Genomic DNA, 17,383 nt, shown 5'->3' with positions numbered 1-17,383 from the left:
GCAGGAGTGAACTATGTGGTTTGAAGCGACGCTTATCGGGATACTTTGCTATCTCGGCGCGCTGAGCAGCCCCTGGCTGCTGGGACTGACCGGAGGCTGGTATATTCTCAGCCGTCCGCTGGTCTCCGGCATGCTGGTGGGGGCTATCCTCGGCGATGTACAGACCGGCATCATCATCGGTGTGGCGGTACAGGCGGTTTATATCGCCATGGTGACACCGGGCGGATCGATGCCGGCCGACCTCAACTTTGTGGCCTTCCCGGCGATTGCGCTGGGCATTCTTTCCGGTAAAGGGCCCGAGGTGGCCGTCGCCCTGGCGGCAACTATCGGCATCATGGGCACCGTGCTGTTCAATGCCATGATGGTACTCAATTCCTACTGGAACCACCGTGCGGATCTGGCGGTGGAACGCGGGGATGAACAGGGCATTTACCTCAACAGCGCCATCTGGCCACAGGTCACCAACTTCCTGTTGCGCTTTGTGCCGACGTTTATCGCCGTCTTTTTCGGGGCGCGCTATATCAACGCCTTTATGGACAGCTTACCGACGCTGGTGCTGACTACTATGAACGTGGTCGGCGGCATTCTGCCTGCGGTCGGTATCGCCATTCTTCTTAAGCAGATTATTAAAAGCTACAGCATGCTGATTTACTTCCTGGTGGGGTTTATCTGCATTGTTTTCCTCAAGCTGAATATGGTGGCGCTGGTGATTGTCGGCGCGCTGCTGGCATTGATTCACTACAACTATAAGCCAGAGCCGCAGGTGGCTGCCGCACAGGCCGCGCCTCAGGCTGACGATGAGGATGAATTCTGATGGATACGCCAACACCAAAATTGAATAAGCAGGACCTGCGTCGTTGCTGGCGCAGCTGGATGATGTACAACCTGTCATCGATGAGCTTTGAACGTCTGGAATCTTACGGTTTTTGCCTGAGCATGATGCCGGCGCTGAAAAAGCTGTATCCGGAAAAACAACAGCGCATTGAGGCCATTCGCCGCCACACCTCGTTCTATAACACCGAGCCGCAGCTGGGCGCGATTGTTAACGGCATGGTGATCGGGCTGGAGGAGAAACGTGCCAACGGCGAGCCGATCGACGGTGAAACCATCAATACGCTCAAGGTCGGCCTGATGGGGCCGGTGGCCGGTATCGGCGACTCCATGGTGCCGGGCATGCTGTTGCCCATTTTGTTGAGCATCGGTATGGCGCTGGCAGCCGGCGGCAGCGTGATTGGCCCGTTATTCTATATTATGGCGTTCAGTCTGATCGTCATTCCCGGCTCTTACTGGCTGTTTATGAAGGGCTACCATATGGGCTCCGGCTCGGTGGAAATGCTGGTCAGCAGCAAGTCCTCACGTCTGCGGGAAGCGCTTTCCCTGCTGGGAGTGTTCGTTATGGGCGGCGTAGCCGCGAGCTACGTCAAGCTGGGCACCGGCCTGGAGTTCGTCACCAAAGACGGGGTGAATATTCACCTGCAGCAAATGCTGGACGGCATTTTCCCTAACCTGATGCCGCTGATCGTGGTGCTGATGACCTGGTACCTGATGGCCAAGCGGGGGTTGTCACCGGTGAAAGCGATGTTGGGGCTGCTGGCCCTGGCGGCGGCAGGGGTGGCCTGCGGTTTGTTCTCTTAATCTGTCGTTGAATAGAGAAGCGGGGGCGAATGTACCTGTATTCGCCCCCGCTTTTGTTATGGCTCAAACCGCTGCCATTTTTCCGCTACGCTGCCCGGTTTGGAAATGAACTGGAAGCGCGCCGGATCGGCCTCAAACTGCGAGTATAACGGGGCATCACTCAGACCGAATTCATGGTATTGGCGTGGGCCGATGGCGTGCAGCCGGCCGGATTGATAACGCGGGTTCTGTTGCCAGATAATATTGTCGCCCTGCAACAGCGGGTACCACGCCAGTCCTTTGTATTCACGCACGGCATCGTATTCAAAGCCATATTCACGATCGCACCAGGCAGCGAAGGTCAGCGGCTGGTGAGGGTCGGCAGAAATCGTGGCGTGGGCCCAGCCCGGCGGCACCAGCACCTTCTCGCCGGGCCCGGCGTGGACGGCGAAGCAGCGGCCCGGTTCATATTCCACCCGTTCCTGCATGTAAATGATCGCCTTTCCCTGCCAGATTTCATACAGCTCCGGTGGTGACCAACCGCTGTGCGCGCTGATACGGTGCACGTGTCCCTGGCTGCGTATCGGCTCCTGACCCAACTGACCTTTGGCATAGGTGACAATGCCGAACAGCAACATGCGTTTCTTCAATTCGGCCAAATGTTGCTGTTTGGCGACGTCCATTGCGATGGCATACACCTGCTCTGGTCCCTGGCAGTCAGGATCGCGCAGGGAGCGGCGGATTTGCTCCAGCGTGCGGATCTCCGGCAAAGGGCCAATGACGTCATCGCCATAGCCGAACCCCATCGGGCTGTCGCTAATGCGGACATCAAGCCCAAATCGCAGCATCGAGTCACTCATACTGCGCCTCCGCCTTCCAACCTTCGCCGTCGGCAAAGACCCGCAGCTTGAATCCCTGAGGCTGCAACGCATCGTAGTTGTGGCCGGCGACCGTTGGCCAGACCGCCAGCGCAGAGAGCACGTCATTACCGGTGTTGATCAAACGGTGTGCGGTAAAGGAGGGGATATGGTGAACGCTACCGGGGGAAACCTGTTCCAGCGAACAAGCGCCGTCCTGGTGTTGCAGCAACAGCAAGCCTTGACCCCGTAGGCCAAAATAGAACTCGGCCTGTTCTGGCCGCTGGTGGAAATGCCCACGGGTCATAAAGAATTCGTCGCCCACCCGGCCGGGTTGCAGATGAGTGGTGCCGACAAACAGCTCGCCCTCCTGCTGAACGGAAGGCAACATTTCTACCTGATAGACGGCAAGCTCCGCCGACAAGCTTTGCCAGGCCACGGGATCGGCAAAGATCCCTGCCAGGCTGCCCAGCGTCGTGGATTTGCGTTGGATATCAGGTGCGGTAAAGCATCCGTCCGCCAGGTTGACCTGCGGTGGGATCGTGGACGTCAGTTTCATATCTGGTTGCTCCGCCCGAGGAGAACAGACGCTTCGATTATAGGAGGTTAATCGATTAATCACCAGGCGAAAAGCATAAAAAAAGCGCGATAAGATCGCGCTTTTTACTCAAGAACAGAGCCGTTAGCCGAGAATGATATGCGGATAGAAACGCGACAGATCCTGGGTGATCAGTTCACGATCTTCGCGCAGGCCGATCCCGCAGGGTTGATCGTCGACCAGCCAACTGCCGATCAGCGTATAGCTGCCTTCGAACTGGGGCAGCGGGTGGAATTGCTGCACGATCATGCCTTCTTCGCCGTAAGGGCCATCGACGCTCGCGACTTGCTGGCCGTTTTGCACGATCTGGATATTGGCACCTTCGCGTGAGAACAGCGGCTTGGTGACGTAGTGGTCAAGCTGCGGATGCTCGTCTTCAGCAAAGTAGGCCGCCAGTAGATTTGGATGATCCGGGAACATTTCCCACAGCATCGGCAGCAGCGCCTTGTTGGAAATGATGCTTTTCCATGCCGGCTCCAGCCAGCGTACGCCGGCGTCTTCCAGCTTGGTGGAAAACATCTCGCGCAGCATGAATTCCCACGGGTAAAGCTTGAACAGGTTACCGATGACCTGGTTCTGCAGGTCGGTAAACTGACCTTTCTCACCCAGGCCAATCTCTTCCATAAACAGGAATTCGGTCGGCACGCCGGCTTCCAGCGCGCAATCTTGCAAATACTGCACTGTCCCGCGATCTTCTTCGCTGTCCTGGCAGCAGGCCATGTGCAGCAGGCCAAAGCCGTGGTGCGCTTTCAGATCGGCGAAACGCTCGATCAGCTTTTCCTGCAGGCTGTTGTACTGATCGGATTCCGGGCTGAGATTGCCCGCATTGATCTGATCTTCCAGCCACAGCCATTGGAAAAAGGCCGCTTCATACAATGAGGTCGGCGTATCGGCGTTGTTTTCCAGCAGCTTGGGCGGGTTAACGCCGTCGTAGGCCAGATCGAGACGCGAATACAGCGAAGGCTGGTTGGTGTGCCATGAGCTGCGCACGAATTCCCAGGTGTGTTTCGGGATGCGGAACTTGGTCATCAGCGCATCGCTGCTGACCACTTTCTCTACCACCTGCAGGCACATCTGGTGCAATTCGGCGGTGGCGTTTTCAATTTCTTCGATTTGCGCCAGCGTGAATTGGTAATAGGCGTCTTCACACCAGTAGGGTTCGCCGTACATGGTGTGGAAACGGAAGCCGAATTCGGTGGCTTTTTCGCGCCAGTCCGGACGCTCGGTAATCGCAACGCGTTTCATGCATTAACCGCCCATGCTGCGTGAGCCGGAATTGGACGTCGCGCTGCTGCGCTGCATGCTGGTTTGCTTGGCCACGGATTCGCCAAAGCCGCCACGGGTGACGGTATTGGTCACTGCCGGCTTAGGTGCCATCGCGGTTTTCGGCACCGTCATGGTGCGACCGCCGGCGGTCGCGGGACCATAGCTCTTGCCGCTGGCGTCAACGAATTTGCCGTTAGCCGGGCTGGCTGCATTTTTGGAGGTGAACAACGGCTGCTGAGCAAAACCGGAGCCTCCCATCATGCGGCCCATCATGTAACCGGCCATCAGCGGCATCCAGAAGCTGCCGCTGCTCTGCGACTCTGCGGCCATGCCGGCCTGGGCCGGAGCAGGTGCCTGAGTACACTGAGCTTCGCCGAACTCGGCGACGCAGTCTTCGCGGGTCGCGTATTTCGGCGCCGTTTTCTCGGCTTCTTTCAGGGCGTTGTTATAGGCGGTGGTGCACTGCTCGCTCATGGAAGGGTTGTTGCGCGAACAGTCGTCGGCATTCTGATACATGGAGACAGTTTCATCGCTCTTCTCGCAGCCGGCCAGCATAAAGACTGCGCTGATCGCCAAAGCAACGGGGGCAACACGGTAGTTGCGCCAGGATTTGCGGAACGTCTCTTGGTTGATGTTTTTTGTCCGTTTCATCGTTAGTAATCCCATCAGTCGGGCTGTTTTCGCCCTTTCCCAGTAGTGGCCGTAAGAATAGGGGAAAGATGGTCAAAATTAAAGCTGAAACGCCCACAGAATCCACTCTTTACGCAGTTATACGTTGGGCTGTGCGCCAGCTCGCTTTACTGACGAAAAAAGCGGCGTCAGGGTTTCATTGTGGAACGTCATGGGGAAAGTAATGTTCCATAATGAAACGAAAAATCCCGAGATCGCAAAGCGAGCGGCAAGCCCTATAGTCAGTCCATAACAACGCGGCGGCACAAGACCGACGCAGCATCACCTGATATCTGAACGTTACCATCGCCAATTTCCCTACAAGGATCCGGTTATGTTGAGAATCATCCAGTCTCCAGGCAAGTACATCCAGGGCGCCAACGCATTGGCCGCCGTGGGCGAATACGCAAAAAACCTTGCCGACCATTATTTCGTGATTGCCGACGACTTCGTGATGAAGCTGGCGGGCGATACCCTGATGGGCAGCCTGCAACAGCACGGGGTGAAGCACCATGCCTGCGTGTTCAACGGCGAATGCTGCCATAAGGAAATCGACCGGCTCGGCCAGGAGCTCAAGGCTCACGGCTGTCGCGGTGTGATTGGCATCGGCGGCGGCAAAACGCTGGATACTGCCAAAGCGATTGCGTATTACCAGCACCTGCCGGTGGTGCTGATCCCGACGATTGCCTCTACCGATGCGCCGACCAGCGCGTTGTCGGTGATTTATACCGAACAGGGCGAATTTGCCGAATACCTGATTTATCCGCGCAATCCGGACATGGTGGTGATGGACAGTGCCATTATCGCCAAGGCCCCGGTGCGGCTGCTGGTGGCGGGCATGGGCGATGCGCTGTCGACTTATTTTGAGGCGCAGGCGTGTTTCGATGCGCAGGCCACCAGCATGGCGGGCGGAAAATCGACGCTGGCGGCCCTCAGCCTGGCGCGCCTGTGTTATGAGACGCTGTTGGCGGAGGGCGTCAAGGCCAAGCTGGCGGTCGAGGCCGGGGTAGTGACGGAGGCGGTCGAACGCATTATCGAGGCCAATACCTACCTGAGCGGCATCGGCTTTGAAAGCAGCGGGTTGGCGGGGGCGCATGCCATCCACAACGGCTTTACCGTGCTTGAAGAGTGCCATCATCTGTACCACGGCGAGAAAGTGGCTTTTGGCACGCTGTCGCAGCTGGTGCTGCAAAACAGCAGCATGGAGCAGATCGAAACGGTGCTGGATTTCTGTCAGCAGCTCGGTTTGCCGATCACGCTGGCGCAAATGGGGGTTAGCGGCGATGCGGCAGAGAAAATCATGGCGGTTGCCGAAGCCAGCTGCGCCGCCGGCGAAACAATTCACAACATGCCGTTCAAGGTCACGCCGGCCAGCGTTCAGGCGGCCATTCTGACGGCAGATCGGCTGGGCAAAGCCTGGCTGCAACGACACTCAAGCTGATACCGCAGGGGCGCAGCAGGCTGCGTCCCGTGGACCAAACGAGGAAATAACCGTGAAGAAACTGATTAATAAGGTGGAATCGGTACTGGAAGAGCAACTGCTGGGGCTGGCGGAGGCGCACCCGGAGCTGTTGATGCATCAGGAGCCGGTGTTCGTCACTCGCGCCGACGCGCCGGTCGCGGGCAAAGTGGCGATCCTGTCCGGTGGCGGCAGCGGCCATGAGCCGATGCACTGCGGTTTTGTTGGCGAAGGTATGCTTGACGGCGCCTGCCCGGGCGAAATTTTCACCTCGCCAACGCCGGACAAAATGTACGAGTGCGGCCAGGCGATCGACGGCGGTGCCGGGGTGCTGTTGCTGATTAAAAACTACACCGGCGACGTGCTGAACTTTGAAACCGCCACCGAGCTGCTGCACGACAGCGGCGTCCAGGTGGCGACGGTGCTGGTGGACGATGACGTGGCGGTCAAAGACAGCCTGTTCACCGCCGGACGTCGTGGGGTGGCCAATACCGTGCTGATGGAAAAACTGCTCGGTGCGGCAGCGGCGCGCGGCGACGATCTGGATAGCCTGGTGACGTTGGGTCACAGCATCAATAATCACGGGCATTCGATCGGCATCGCATTGGGGGCCTGTACCGTACCGGCCGCCGGCAAGCCCTCGTTCGTGCTGGCGGAAAACGAGATGGAGTTTGGCGTCGGCATTCATGGCGAGCCGGGCATTGCGCGGCGTCCGTTTACCACCCTCAATGCGGCGGTGGACGACATGTTCCATACCCTGATAGACCATGGCCACTACCAGCGCACCCTCCGCGTCTGGGATCGTCAGCAGGGAGAATGGCGTGATGAAGCGCAAACCAAACAGCCGCTGACGCGTGGCGATCGCGTGATTGCATTGGTGAACAACCTGGGCGCGACGCCCCTGTCCGAGCTGTATGGCGTCTATCACCGTCTGGCGGAACGCTGTGCCGAAGCGGGGATGATCGTCGAACGCAGCCTGATCGGTTCCTACTGCACGTCGCTGGATATGCAAGGGGTTTCAATCACGCTGCTGAAGGTGGATGACGAACTGTTGTCCCTGTGGGATGCGCCGGTGAAAACGCCTGCGCTGCGTTGGGGTTGCTGAGGAGGAATTATGGCGTTAACCAAACAACAAGTGGTCGATTGGCTGATGCGTTGCGGCGAAGTGTTCACTCAGCAGCGCGATTTCTTGACCCGGCTGGATACCGAGATCGGCGACGCCGACCACGGGCTGAACATGAACCGCGGCTTCAACAAGGTGGTGGAGAAACTGCCTTCGGTGGCGGACAAAGACATTGGTTTTATCCTGAAAAACACCGGCATGACGCTGCTTTCCAGCGTGGGCGGCGCCAGCGGTCCGCTGTTTGGCACCTTCTTCATCCGTGCGGCACAGGCGGCCAACGCCAAGCAGAGCCTGGATCTGGCGGAGCTGCATCAACTGATGCAGGAAGGCGTTGACGGCGTAGTGATGCGCGGCAAGGCGGAACCGGGTGATAAAACCATGTGCGACGCCTGGTGGGCGGTGGTGGACAGCCTTGGTCAGTCGGTTGAGCAGCAGCTCAGCGTGGCGGAAGCCCTGCAGCGCGCCAGTGAGCGGGCGGAGCAGGCGGTCGAAAGCACCATCACCATGCAGGCACGCAAAGGGCGAGCCAGCTACCTGGGTGAGCGCAGCATTGGCCATCAGGACCCGGGCGCGACTTCGGTGATGCTGATGATGAAAACGCTGGCAGAGGTCGCCGGCCAATAGCAGGAGGCGAGATGATCAATATCGTTGTAGTTTCACACAGCGCGCAGTTGGCTCGCGGCGTTGAGGAACTGGCATTGCAGATGATGCGAGGCGACGGCTGCAAGCTGGCGCTGGCGGCGGGTGTCGATGACGCGGAACACCCGATTGGCACCGATGCGATCAAGGTGATGGAAGCGATAGAGTCGGTGGCCGAGGGCGCGGGCATTGTTGTGCTGATGGACTTGGGCAGCGCGTTGTTGAGCGCCGAAACCGCCATCGATCTGCTGGATCCGGCGCTGGCCGCCAAAGTCAGGCTGTGTTCGGCACCGTTGGTTGAAGGGACGCTGGCCGCCGTGGTCGCCGCCAATGCCGGCGCGGGGCTGGAACAGGTGCTGGCCGAGGCGCAGGGCGCGCTGCAGGCCAAACAGGCGCAGCTGGGCGAGGCCGTTCCTCCCGTAGTCAAAAACGTTGAATTACCGCTGACGCAGGGGAAAAGCGTCAGTTGGACGGTGCAGAACCCCCATGGGCTGCACGCCCGCCCGGCGGCGCGGCTGGCGGAAACGCTGGCGCCGTTCGATGCCGAACTGGTGCTGGAAAAGCAGGGCCAGTGCGCCAACCCTCGCAGCCTTAACCAGCTGGCATTGTTGCAGGTGCGTCATGGCGACACCATCCGGCTGATTGCCGACGGGGCGCAGGCCGACCAGGCGTTAGCGGCCTTTAGCGTACTGGCGGAGCAACACTTTGGCGAGACGGTCTCTGAGCAAAGCTTGCCTTCGCTGCACGGTATCCCGGTGGCGGAAAGCGTCACCAGCGGCCCGGTGTGGCAGGCGCACAGCTTCTGTCCTAAGGTCATCGAACGCCAGATTGGCGCCGACGACGTTCTGAACGAACAGCAGCGGCTCCGTGAAGCACTGCAACACACCTTGAGTGATTTGAACCGCCTGGCGGAACGCACCGGCTCGTTGATTGGCAAGCCGCAGGCGGCGATCTTCGGCGCACACAGCATGCTTCTGGACGATCCGGACCTGCAGCAGGCGGCCTATACCCGCATTGCCCGTCAGCAATGCAGCGCCGAGCAGGCCTGGCAGCAGGAAATGGAGGCGATAGCCGAGGACTATCGCGCGCTGGACGACGAATATATGCGGGCGCGCGAGTTGGATGTACGCGACATGCTGCGCCGTACCTTGAGCCATCTGCAGCAGCAGCCGTTGCCGTTGATCACGCTGACCGCTCCGTCGATCCTGGTCATGGACGAACTGATGCCGTCTGACGTGGTGATGTTAGATCGCCGCCTGGTGCTGGGCATTTGCCTGAGCGGTGGCAATGCGCTGTCGCACAGCGCGATCCTCGCGAAGGCGATGGGGATCCCGATGGTGATTGGCATGCATGACTGCCTGAGCAAAACCCGCAACGGCCAAAAAGCGATGCTGGATGCGGCGCGCGGGGTATTGCAGCTCAGCCACTGACGGCCGCCTCAGGCGCGCAGCTTAAACTGGCGGATATCAATCTGATACTGTTTGATTTTCCGCCACAGGGTAGTACGACCAATCCCCAGCAGCTGCGCCATTTCATTCAACTGTCCGCGGCTGACGTTGGCCGCGCGAATGATTGCCTGACGCTCCATTTCCGCCAATGTTAATAGCGGCATACCCGGCTGCGGATCGCTCTCCAGTAAGGGCTGTTGACCGAGCAGGTGCTCGGGCAGATCGGCCAGTTGCAGGTGGTGGCCGTGGCACATCATCGCCGTGCGCTCCACCACGCCTTTGAGCTCCAGATCGTTGCCGGGCCACAGATAGAGCCCAAGTTGGGCCATCACCTCGTCATCCACCCGGAATCGGCACTGGAAATGCTGTTCCAGCGTACGCAGATGATGTTTCACCAACAGCGGAATATCGCTCAGGCGCTGGCGTAACGCCGGGATCTGGATCTCGAACGCCTGCAGGCTGTAAAACAGCTGACGACGGAAGCGATTTTGCTGCACCAACAGCGGCAGATTGGCGGCGCTGCTGGCGATCACCCGCACGTCGACCGGGATCACCCGGTTCGAGTTGAGCCGCATTACCACACCGGTTTTCAGCACCTGCAGCAGCGCCGACTGCATTTCTACCGGCAGATACTCGATCTGCTCCAGGTACAGCGTCCCGCCGTTGGCCAGTTCAAACTTGCTGAGCTGGCCCGCTTCTTCTTCGTTGGCGTCGCTGCCCAGCAGCTCACGCAACCCCTGGGCCTCCGGCAATAGCTGGCAGTTGAGGGCGATATAAGGCCCGGCGGCGCGATCGCTGGCATTGTGGATCGCCTGGCTGAGTTGTTCCTTGCCGACGCCTTCTTCGCCACACAGCAAAATGGGATGCTGCCCCTTCGCCGCCTGCTGGCCGTAGCGGATCAGCCGGCGCATTTCCAGCGAGGCGGACGGCATCTGTTCAAAGCTGTGGCTGACGCGCCCCAATTGGCTGCTCACATACTGGCGCAATCTTTCCAGCGGGTGCAGCAGGGCGATAAAGCTGCAGCGTTCGCCGTCGAAGATCGGCTTCAGGGTCAATAGCGTGGCGATAAACTGCCGTTGGCTTTCGAAGGTGACTTCAACGTGCTGCAGCGCCTGACGCTGTACGATGGCTCGGTTGAGCAACGCGGGCAGCGTGAGCAACTGTGTCAGCGGTTTGCCCTGGCTTTGCTGCTCATCCAGTTTCAACAGGGTGGCGGCACGCTGGTTGATGTACTGCAGGTAGCCGCGATGGTCCCAGGCCATGACGCCGTCATCCACGCCGTCGAGCAGGCCGTAAAGCTGATTCAGGTGGCGGTTGGACTCGGCGAGGAGGCCGTCGGCATTCAGCGAATTACCGATTTCGCGTGCCAGCGCCAGCGTCAGGGACAGATCACCGGCGGCGCAGTCGGCCAGCAGGCAGCCCAGCGCAATCGACCCGCGCTGGCGGCCGCTGTTGTCATAGACCGGGGTGGCGCAGAATGACCAGTCGTGCAGCGCCTGACGCACGTGCTCGCTGCCGCGTACCTGTATCGGATGACCCTCCGCCGCCGCCAGCGACGGTGCATTGGTGCCGATATCACCTTCCGCCCAGTAGGCACCGGGGATAAACCCCAACTGTTGCAGACGTTCGCGGGTCAGAGCATCGCCGCACAGCCACAGCATGCAGCCGCTTTCGTCGAGGATAGCCAACAGGCAGCGGCGCTGCTCCATGTATTCGCAGGCGTCTTCCAGCGCCGCCTGGCCGAGCGTCAGCAGATCGTTCTTACGCTGGCAGATTGACGTGAAAGTGGCGCCCAGCGCGCAGTGGGGCGCTTTCCACACCGCAGGCTGCATCAGGTTGCGACACCGTAGCCAGGAAGCATAGATTGCCGGCGCAGGGCGCTGTGCCGGCGGCAGTTCGCCTTCGATCAGGCGTTGCCAGCTTGAAGTGTTCTCCATCGGATCCCATCCAAACGAGATAAAGCGATAGCCGTGATGATATCACCCCCTCTTCTTTCCGACGGTTTGCCGTTGCCATATTGACGATGAAGATCACATCGCGGTGATTTGCCTCTTTTCTGTCATTTTTATTTCCCATAACCTGTCCTACAGGTTGATAGCTTCTGCCTGAGGGCAGGGTACGAATCCGTAATCGGTTATAAATAAAATTTTTTCTTCAGGAGATAACGTGATGAAACTGGGTTTCGGTCTGTACAAGCACATGCTGGATGATGAGCACTTTGCCTTTGCTCGCCAGTGCGGTGCGACTCATATCGTGGTGCACATGGTGGATTATTTTCATCGAAACGATCGCTTTTCTCGTTCGAATCAGCCCGTGGGCGACACTCAAGGGTGGGGAACGGCACAGGCGGAGATCTGGAGCACGGAAGAGCTGCTCGACATTCGTGCCCGGATGGAGAAATTCGGCCTGACATTTTTTGCCATCGAAAACTTCGATCCCTGCCATTGGGACGACATTCTGTTTGATGGCCCCAAAAAAACTCAGCAGATAGAAACGGTTAAACAAATTATTCGCAACGTGGGCGCCGCGGGTATTCCCGTTTTTGGCTATAACTTCAGCCTGGCCGGCGTCGCCGGTCGAATAGAGGAAAATAAAGCGCGGGGCGGAGCAAAAACCGTTGGGCTGAACGGGGCCAATGAGCAAACAGAAAGCCCGTTACCGGCCAGCATGGCGTGGAATATGGTGGTGGATGAAGAGGCTACGGGGTTGAGAGAGGTGGCGACGACAGAGCAGCTTTGGCAGCGTCTTGAGTGGTTCCTGGCGCAGATTGTCCCGGTGGCGGAAGAGGCTGGCGTCAGGCTGGCAGCGCATCCGGATGATCCGCCGCTCGAGTTTGTAAGAGGTCAGCCACGGTTGGTCAATCAACCGCATTTGTATCAAAAACTGCTGGATTTGCAACCCAGCCGCGCCAATGCCCTGGAATTCTGCCTTGGCACTATCGCCGAAATGTCAGAGGGGGATGTCTACCAGGCGGTGGAGCAGTATGCACAGCAGGATGCCATTGCCTACATCCACTTTCGCAATGTGAAGGGCAAAGTGCCGTACTACCATGAAACCTTTATCGATGAAGGCGACATAGACATGCCGAAGGTGTTGCGAGTGCTAAAAGATTGCAAATTTGACGGCGTATTGATCCCCGATCATTCGCCGCAGATGAGCTGTGAGGCGCCATGGCACTCGGGTATGGCCTATGCGATGGGATACATGAAAGCACTTATGCAGGTTATTTGAGCCCTTTCTCGATCTTCAGCCAGATCTTCAGCCCAAACGCACGGAAGTGTACTCCTGCCATTGGGGCTGAGGATCCAAACCTATAAGCAGAGACAAAAAAAACGGGGCTGGCAGATGCCATACCCCGTTTTCAATGCTGTGCGCGAATCAGTTGCGGAACGGATTGCCGCTGTTGCGAACAGGCGGAGTGGTTGTGCTCACCGGCGCAGATGTCCGGGTAGCGGCAACCGGTGCCGGCGCTGCGCTTTGCTGCGCAGGGGCATTGTCCTGATAACCGTCAGCATAAGCGTCTTGTGCCGCAGTCGGTGGCGCTACCACGTCTTGCGAGGTAGAAATCGGTTTGCCCAATGCGCCGTTCAGCAACAGCAAGTCGTTCTCGTTCAAGGTGCCGAGCGCAGACTTGATGTTCAACTGGTTGATCAGATAGGTATAACGCGCGCTGGAGAGCTGTTGCTTGGCGTTATACAGCGTGGTGGTGGCATCCAACACGTCGACGATGGTACGGGTACCTACCTGATAACCGGCTTCCATCGCATCCAGTGAACTCTGGGCAGATACCACCGCCTGTTTGTAGGCGTTGATGCTGCTGATTGAGGCGTTCACGTTATTGAATGAGGAACGAACGGTCTGTACTACGCTGCGGTGTGCGCTTTCCAACTGCTCGCTGGCACCGACGAAGTTGTACTGCGCCTGCTGCACCTGCGAATTGGTCTGGCCGCCGCTGTACAGTGGCAAGTTAAAGCTGATGCCAACCTTATTCTGACCAGCATCGGAATCGCTGTAACGTGTTGAATTCGCCGGGCCACTAGTAGCGGAACCGTTATATTTGGTATTGCTGATGCCGGTAGATGCGCTGACGTCTATTGTTGGCATATAGCCAGTTTGCGCTGAGCGGATTTGCTCACGAGCCAGATCCTGGCTAAGGCGAGCGGACAACAGGCTCAGGTTGCGGCTTTCCGCTTCTTTCAGCAGGTTATTGACCGCTTCCGGGCGCTGGGTGCTGAAACGGTCGGTATTCAGCGAAGCCAGTTCCGGGTAGAAGGTACCGGTCACCTGACGCAGTTTTTCCAACGCGTTATCCAGGGTGTTGCGGGCGGTCACTTCCGCCGCCAGTACCGTATCGTAGTTGGAACGGGCGTTCTGCACGTCGGTGATCGCTACCAGGCCAACGTTAAAGCGTTGGGTGGTTTGATCCAGGGTGCGATAAACCGCCTGTTTCTGCGCTTGGGTATAGGACAGTGAGTCGATGGCGCTCAACACGTTGAAATAGGCGGTGGCAGTATCGAGGATCAGCTGTTGTGACGAAGTCTGGAAAGTCACGTCGGAAATACCGGCGGTTTTTTCCTGCAGCGTCAGCGCGCGCCATTTGGACATGTCGAAGATGGTCTGGGTCAACGCCAGTGAGCCGCTGGTGACGTTACTGTTTACGCCATTGCTGTCACGATAACCATTGGTGTAATCGTAACCCGCGGTTAACCCCAGCTGTGGCAGCAATGGGCTGCGCGCTTCGTTGATTTTTTCGAATGCGGCGTCACGGTCAGCGGCGGTTTTGCGCAGATCCGGGTTACTTTCCCTGGCCTGTTTGTAGACCTGCAGCAGGTTCTCTGCCTGGCTCATTGCACTGAAGCCGCCCAGGCTCAGTCCGATAAGAAGGGGGAGCAGTTTCTTCATTTGCATTCCTTGTTGTGCAGCAATATTGCTATGTTGTTAGCGCTGACGATAGACGAAATAGTTGCCGATTCTAACAGAGTCTGTTGTACGCATAAGGTGGCGGAATGTGCCATCTTGCGTAACTTTTACCTTTCAGGCCGCCTGTTTACCTTAGTTCAACTGGCTGCGTACGTCACACCTGATATCATGGCTCACAATCTATCATAAAGCCGAGGAAGATTATCCCGCCGTTTCTGTCATCAAAACTGTTTATTTTATCGGCATACTCACGCAGGAGAATTCGCTTATGAGCCACTCGCAGCCATCGCCCGTTACTCTCGATAAAAATGATGTAGAAATTATTGCACGTGAGACACTTTACCGTGGTTTTTTTTCACTCAATTTATATCGCTTTCGTCACCGTTTGTTCAACGGCGACATGAGCCCGGAGATTAAGCGCGAAATTTTCGAGCGTGGGCACGCGGCGGTGCTGTTGCCTTATGACCCGGTGCGTGACGAGGTGGTGCTGATTGAACAACTGCGTATCGCTGCGGTCGATACCAGTAGCTCGCCCTGGCTACTGGAAATGGTGGCGGGTATGATCGAAACCGGCGAGAGCGTTGAAGACGTATGCCGCCGCGAAGCGCAGGAAGAAGCCGGCGTGGTGGTCGGGCGCTGCAAGCCGGTGCTGAGCTATCTGGCGAGCCCCGGCGGCACCAGCGAGCGCTTGTCGATCATGGTCGGCGAGGTGGACGCCACCACGGCGGAAGGCATCCATGGACTGGAAGAAGAGCATGAAGATATCCGTGTCCATGTGGTCAGCCGCGAACAGGCTTACCGCTGGGTTGAAGAGGGCGCGATTGATAACGCGGCATCAGTGATTGCATTGCAGTGGCTGGCGTTGCACCATGAATCGTTGAGAAAAGAGTGGGCCAACTAATGAAACAGCGCTATACCCCTGATTTCCCCGAAATGATGAGATTGTGCGAAACCAACTTCGCGCAATTGCGCCGCTTGCTGCCGCGCAACGATGAAGTGGGTGAAACGGTGACTTATCAGGTGAGTGGCGCCAGTTATCGTCTGACTATTGTGGAATCCACGCGCTATACCTCGCTGGTGCAGATTGAGCAGACCGTCCCGGCGGTCAGCTATTGGAGCCTGCCTGCCATGACGGTGCGCCTGTATCATGACGCGATGGTTGCGGAAGTGTGTTCAAGTCAGCAGATCTATCGCTTTAAAGCGCGTTATGATTATCCCAACAAAAAGTTGCATCAACGCGACGAAAAGCATCAAATTAACCAGTTTCTTGCTGATTGGTTGCGCTACTGTTTGGCGCATGGAGCGATGGCGGTTCCGGTTTGTTAGACAGACTGAGATAACAAAGGACACCATTTGGAAAGCCTGTTTAAACCGACCGTGGCAAGTGGGGCCAGGGTCAGGATTCTGCAAATAACAGATACCCACCTTTTTGCCGGCGAAAACGAGACTTTGCTTGGCATCAATACCTATCGCAGCTATCACGCGGTGTTGGACGCCATTTTGGCGCAGCAGCGGGATTTTGATTTGGTCGTCGCCACCGGCGATTTGGCCCAGGATCATTCATTGGCTGCCTACCGGCATTTTGCCGAAGGTATTGCCCGTCTGCCGGCGCCTTGCGTCTGGTTGCCGGGTAATCATGACTTTCAGCCGGCGATGGTCGACGCATTGGCCGACGCCGGTATCACTCCGTCAAAGCAGGTGCTGGTGGGCGACCACTGGCAGGTGTTGCTGCTGGACAGTCAGGTTTTCGGCGTACCGCACGGCGAACTGAGCGAGTACCAGCTCGAGTGGATGGAGCGCTGCCTGCAGGCCTATCCCGAGCGCTATACCCTGATGCTGTTGCACCATCATCCGCTGCCTTCCGGCTGCACCTGGCTCGATCAGCACAGCCTGCGCAACCCACATATGCTGGGTGCGGTGCTGCTGCGCTACCCGAAAGTGAACACGCTGCTGTGCGGGCATATTCACCAGGAGCTGGATCTGGAGTGGCAGGGGCGTCGTCTGCTGGCGTCGCCGTCGACCTGCGTACAGTTCAAGCCGCACTGCACCAATTTTACCATCGACGATGTTTCGCCCGGCTGGCGCTATCTTGACCTGTTGCCGGACGGCCGTATCGAGACGCAGGTTTTCCGATTGGAAAACGACGACTTCCGCCCCGACATGGATTCGGATGGGTACTGATGCCTTCTACACTGCTCTATCTGCACGGTTTTAACAGTTCGCCGTACTCGGCCAAAGCGACGTCCTTCAAGACGTGGCTGGCCGAGCATCATCCGCACATCGAAATGTTGGTGCCACAGCTGCCGGTTTTCCCGGCCGAAGCCGCCGAAATGATCGAAAATCTGGTGATGGAGCGTGCCGGGCAGACGATGGGCCTGGTCGGTTCCTCGCTGGGGGGCTACTACGCGACCTGGCTTTCGCAGTGTTTTTCACTGCCAGCGGTAGTGGTTAACCCTGCTGTGAAGCCGTTTGAGCTGCTGATTGACTACCTTGGCGAAAACGAGAACCCCTACACCGGCCAGCAATATGTGTTAGAGTCACGACACGTTTACGATCTGAAAACGATGCAGATCGATCCCTTGGAGTCACCGGATTTAATCTGGTTGCTGCAACAAACGGGCGATGAAATTCTCGATTATGGGCAAGCGGTGGCCTATTACACTGCGTGCCGTCAGACGGTGGAATCGGGTGGAAACCACGCTTTCGTCGGTTTCGAGCACTACTTCCCCCAGATTGTGGATTTTTTAGGGCTCAACGCTGTCTGAGCAGGCGGTTCCGGTTCCTTCCTTT

Annotated in this window: 17 protein-coding genes; 11 read left to right on the top strand and 6 right to left on the bottom strand. The window is 57.9% G+C overall.

Going from position 1 to position 17,383, the window contains the following annotated elements; all coding sequences use genetic code 11:
• Nucleotides 1-13 precede the first annotated feature (13 nt).
• Both LQ945_RS10090 and LQ945_RS10085 read left to right on the top strand, forming a co-directional pair.
• On the top strand, nt 14-814 hold the full coding sequence (locus LQ945_RS10090; protein WP_182822133.1) for a PTS mannose/fructose/sorbose/N-acetylgalactosamine transporter subunit IIC: 801 nt from the start codon (nt 14-16) through the stop codon (nt 812-814).
• Nucleotides 814-1,635, top strand: a complete 822-nt coding sequence (locus LQ945_RS10085) for a PTS system mannose/fructose/sorbose family transporter subunit IID (protein ID WP_182822131.1) — start codon at nt 814-816, stop codon at nt 1,633-1,635. Before LQ945_RS10090 ends, LQ945_RS10085 begins: the two co-directional genes overlap by 1 nt.
• Before the next feature lie 56 nt (nt 1,636-1,691).
• Here the strand turns inward: LQ945_RS10085 and LQ945_RS10080 are convergent, their stop codons facing one another.
• The 4 genes from LQ945_RS10080 to LQ945_RS10065 form a co-directional block, all read right to left on the bottom strand.
• Complete coding sequence (locus LQ945_RS10080) at nt 1,692-2,474, bottom strand: glucose-6-phosphate isomerase family protein (protein WP_269934140.1); 783 nt, start codon at nt 2,472-2,474, stop codon at nt 1,692-1,694.
• Nucleotides 2,467-3,030 (bottom strand): glucose-6-phosphate isomerase family protein, encoded by a 564-nt coding sequence (locus LQ945_RS10075; RefSeq protein ID WP_269934141.1) that lies wholly within the window; start codon nt 3,028-3,030, stop codon nt 2,467-2,469. The genes LQ945_RS10080 and LQ945_RS10075 overlap by 8 nt, the downstream gene beginning before the upstream one ends.
• Before the next feature lie 123 nt (nt 3,031-3,153).
• On the bottom strand, nt 3,154-4,314 hold the full coding sequence (locus tag LQ945_RS10070; RefSeq protein ID WP_269934142.1) for a glutathionylspermidine synthase family protein: 1,161 nt from the start codon (nt 4,312-4,314) through the stop codon (nt 3,154-3,156).
• Nucleotides 4,315-4,317: 3 nt separating this feature from the next.
• Nucleotides 4,318-4,986: a DUF1190 family protein gene (locus LQ945_RS10065; RefSeq protein WP_020828697.1), complete on the bottom strand. Its 669-nt coding sequence runs from the start codon at nt 4,984-4,986 to the stop codon at nt 4,318-4,320.
• A 352-nt stretch (nt 4,987-5,338) separates the two neighbouring features.
• Between LQ945_RS10065 and LQ945_RS10060 the strand changes: the two genes are divergently transcribed.
• From LQ945_RS10060 to dhaM, 4 genes are read left to right on the top strand one after another with little or no spacing between them, the layout of a single operon-like run.
• Nucleotides 5,339-6,445 carry a glycerol dehydrogenase gene (locus tag LQ945_RS10060; RefSeq protein WP_044553539.1) on the top strand — a complete coding sequence of 369 codons (1,107 nt, stop codon included), beginning with the start codon at nt 5,339-5,341 and terminating at the stop codon, nt 6,443-6,445.
• 52 nt (nt 6,446-6,497) lie between these two features.
• Nucleotides 6,498-7,568, top strand: coding sequence for a dihydroxyacetone kinase subunit DhaK (gene dhaK / locus LQ945_RS10055; RefSeq protein WP_270102819.1), 1,071 nt, complete (start codon nt 6,498-6,500; stop codon nt 7,566-7,568).
• A gap of 9 nt (nt 7,569-7,577) precedes the next feature.
• Entirely contained in the window at nt 7,578-8,210 is a 633-nt protein-coding gene (gene dhaL, locus LQ945_RS10050; protein WP_182822123.1) for a dihydroxyacetone kinase subunit DhaL, read from the top strand.
• Nucleotides 8,211-8,221: 11 nt separating this feature from the next.
• On the top strand, nt 8,222-9,655 hold the full coding sequence (gene dhaM, locus LQ945_RS10045) for a dihydroxyacetone kinase phosphoryl donor subunit DhaM (RefSeq protein ID WP_269934143.1): 1,434 nt from the start codon (nt 8,222-8,224) through the stop codon (nt 9,653-9,655).
• 8 nt (nt 9,656-9,663) lie between these two features.
• Here dhaM and dhaR read toward each other — a convergent pair whose 3' ends face one another.
• On the bottom strand, nt 9,664-11,610 hold the full coding sequence (gene dhaR, locus LQ945_RS10040) for a dihydroxyacetone kinase operon transcriptional regulator DhaR (RefSeq protein WP_269934144.1): 1,947 nt from the start codon (nt 11,608-11,610) through the stop codon (nt 9,664-9,666).
• 232 nt (nt 11,611-11,842) lie between these two features.
• Here dhaR and LQ945_RS10035 point away from each other — a divergent pair, with 232 nt between their 5' ends.
• Nucleotides 11,843-12,904 (top strand): mannonate dehydratase, encoded by a 1,062-nt coding sequence (locus tag LQ945_RS10035; protein ID WP_270102978.1) that lies wholly within the window; start codon nt 11,843-11,845, stop codon nt 12,902-12,904.
• Between the two features lie 147 nt (nt 12,905-13,051).
• On the opposite strand, the gene tolC is transcribed toward LQ945_RS10035, so the two are convergent.
• A complete protein-coding gene (tolC, locus tag LQ945_RS10030) occupies nt 13,052-14,575 on the bottom strand; it encodes an outer membrane channel protein TolC (protein WP_270102818.1) in 1,524 nt (507 codons plus the stop codon).
• A gap of 286 nt (nt 14,576-14,861) precedes the next feature.
• Here tolC and nudF point away from each other — a divergent pair, with 286 nt between their 5' ends.
• Genes nudF through yqiA form a run of 4 tightly spaced genes read left to right on the top strand, consistent with a single transcriptional unit; the run spans nt 14,862 to nt 17,358 of the window.
• Nucleotides 14,862-15,494, top strand: a complete 633-nt coding sequence (gene nudF, locus LQ945_RS10025) for an ADP-ribose diphosphatase (protein ID WP_044553528.1) — start codon at nt 14,862-14,864, stop codon at nt 15,492-15,494.
• Nucleotides 15,494-15,919: a DUF1249 family protein gene (locus LQ945_RS10020; RefSeq protein WP_020828688.1), complete on the top strand. Its 426-nt coding sequence runs from the start codon at nt 15,494-15,496 to the stop codon at nt 15,917-15,919. The genes nudF and LQ945_RS10020 overlap by 1 nt, the downstream gene beginning before the upstream one ends.
• 27 nt (nt 15,920-15,946) lie before the next feature.
• A complete protein-coding gene (gene cpdA, locus LQ945_RS10015) occupies nt 15,947-16,774 on the top strand; it encodes a 3',5'-cyclic-AMP phosphodiesterase (protein ID WP_044553525.1) in 828 nt (275 codons plus the stop codon).
• Nucleotides 16,774-17,358 (top strand): esterase YqiA, encoded by a 585-nt coding sequence (gene yqiA, locus LQ945_RS10010; protein ID WP_270102817.1) that lies wholly within the window; start codon nt 16,774-16,776, stop codon nt 17,356-17,358. The genes cpdA and yqiA overlap by 1 nt, the downstream gene beginning before the upstream one ends.
• The last annotated feature ends 25 nt before the right edge of the window (nt 17,359-17,383 follow it).

Source organism: Serratia liquefaciens, assembly GCF_027594825.1.
Taxonomy (GTDB): Bacteria; Pseudomonadota; Gammaproteobacteria; order Enterobacterales; family Enterobacteriaceae; genus Serratia; species Serratia liquefaciens_A.
This window is presented reverse-complemented; position numbering and strand designations above follow the sequence as displayed.

Coding starts and splice junctions, on each gene's coding strand:
- LQ945_RS10070 (WP_269934142.1), bottom strand. CDS start 4,314: ATGAAACGCGTTGCGATTACCGAGCGTCCGGACTGGCGCGAAAAAGCC.
- yqiA (WP_270102817.1), top strand. CDS start 16,774: ATGCCTTCTACACTGCTCTATCTGCACGGTTTTAACAGTTCGCCGTAC.
- LQ945_RS10075 (WP_269934141.1), bottom strand. CDS start 3,030: ATGAAACTGACGTCCACGATCCCACCGCAGGTCAACCTGGCGGACGGA.
- LQ945_RS10020 (WP_020828688.1), top strand. CDS start 15,494: ATGAAACAGCGCTATACCCCTGATTTCCCCGAAATGATGAGATTGTGC.
- dhaL (WP_182822123.1), top strand. CDS start 7,578: ATGGCGTTAACCAAACAACAAGTGGTCGATTGGCTGATGCGTTGCGGC.
- nudF (WP_044553528.1), top strand. CDS start 14,862: ATGAGCCACTCGCAGCCATCGCCCGTTACTCTCGATAAAAATGATGTA.
- LQ945_RS10090 (WP_182822133.1), top strand. CDS start 14: ATGTGGTTTGAAGCGACGCTTATCGGGATACTTTGCTATCTCGGCGCG.
- LQ945_RS10060 (WP_044553539.1), top strand. CDS start 5,339: ATGTTGAGAATCATCCAGTCTCCAGGCAAGTACATCCAGGGCGCCAAC.
- dhaM (WP_269934143.1), top strand. CDS start 8,222: ATGATCAATATCGTTGTAGTTTCACACAGCGCGCAGTTGGCTCGCGGC.
- LQ945_RS10065 (WP_020828697.1), bottom strand. CDS start 4,986: ATGAAACGGACAAAAAACATCAACCAAGAGACGTTCCGCAAATCCTGG.
- LQ945_RS10085 (WP_182822131.1), top strand. CDS start 814: ATGGATACGCCAACACCAAAATTGAATAAGCAGGACCTGCGTCGTTGC.
- LQ945_RS10080 (WP_269934140.1), bottom strand. CDS start 2,474: ATGAGTGACTCGATGCTGCGATTTGGGCTTGATGTCCGCATTAGCGAC.
- dhaR (WP_269934144.1), bottom strand. CDS start 11,610: ATGGAGAACACTTCAAGCTGGCAACGCCTGATCGAAGGCGAACTGCCG.
- tolC (WP_270102818.1), bottom strand. CDS start 14,575: ATGAAGAAACTGCTCCCCCTTCTTATCGGACTGAGCCTGGGCGGCTTC.
- LQ945_RS10035 (WP_270102978.1), top strand. CDS start 11,843: ATGAAACTGGGTTTCGGTCTGTACAAGCACATGCTGGATGATGAGCAC.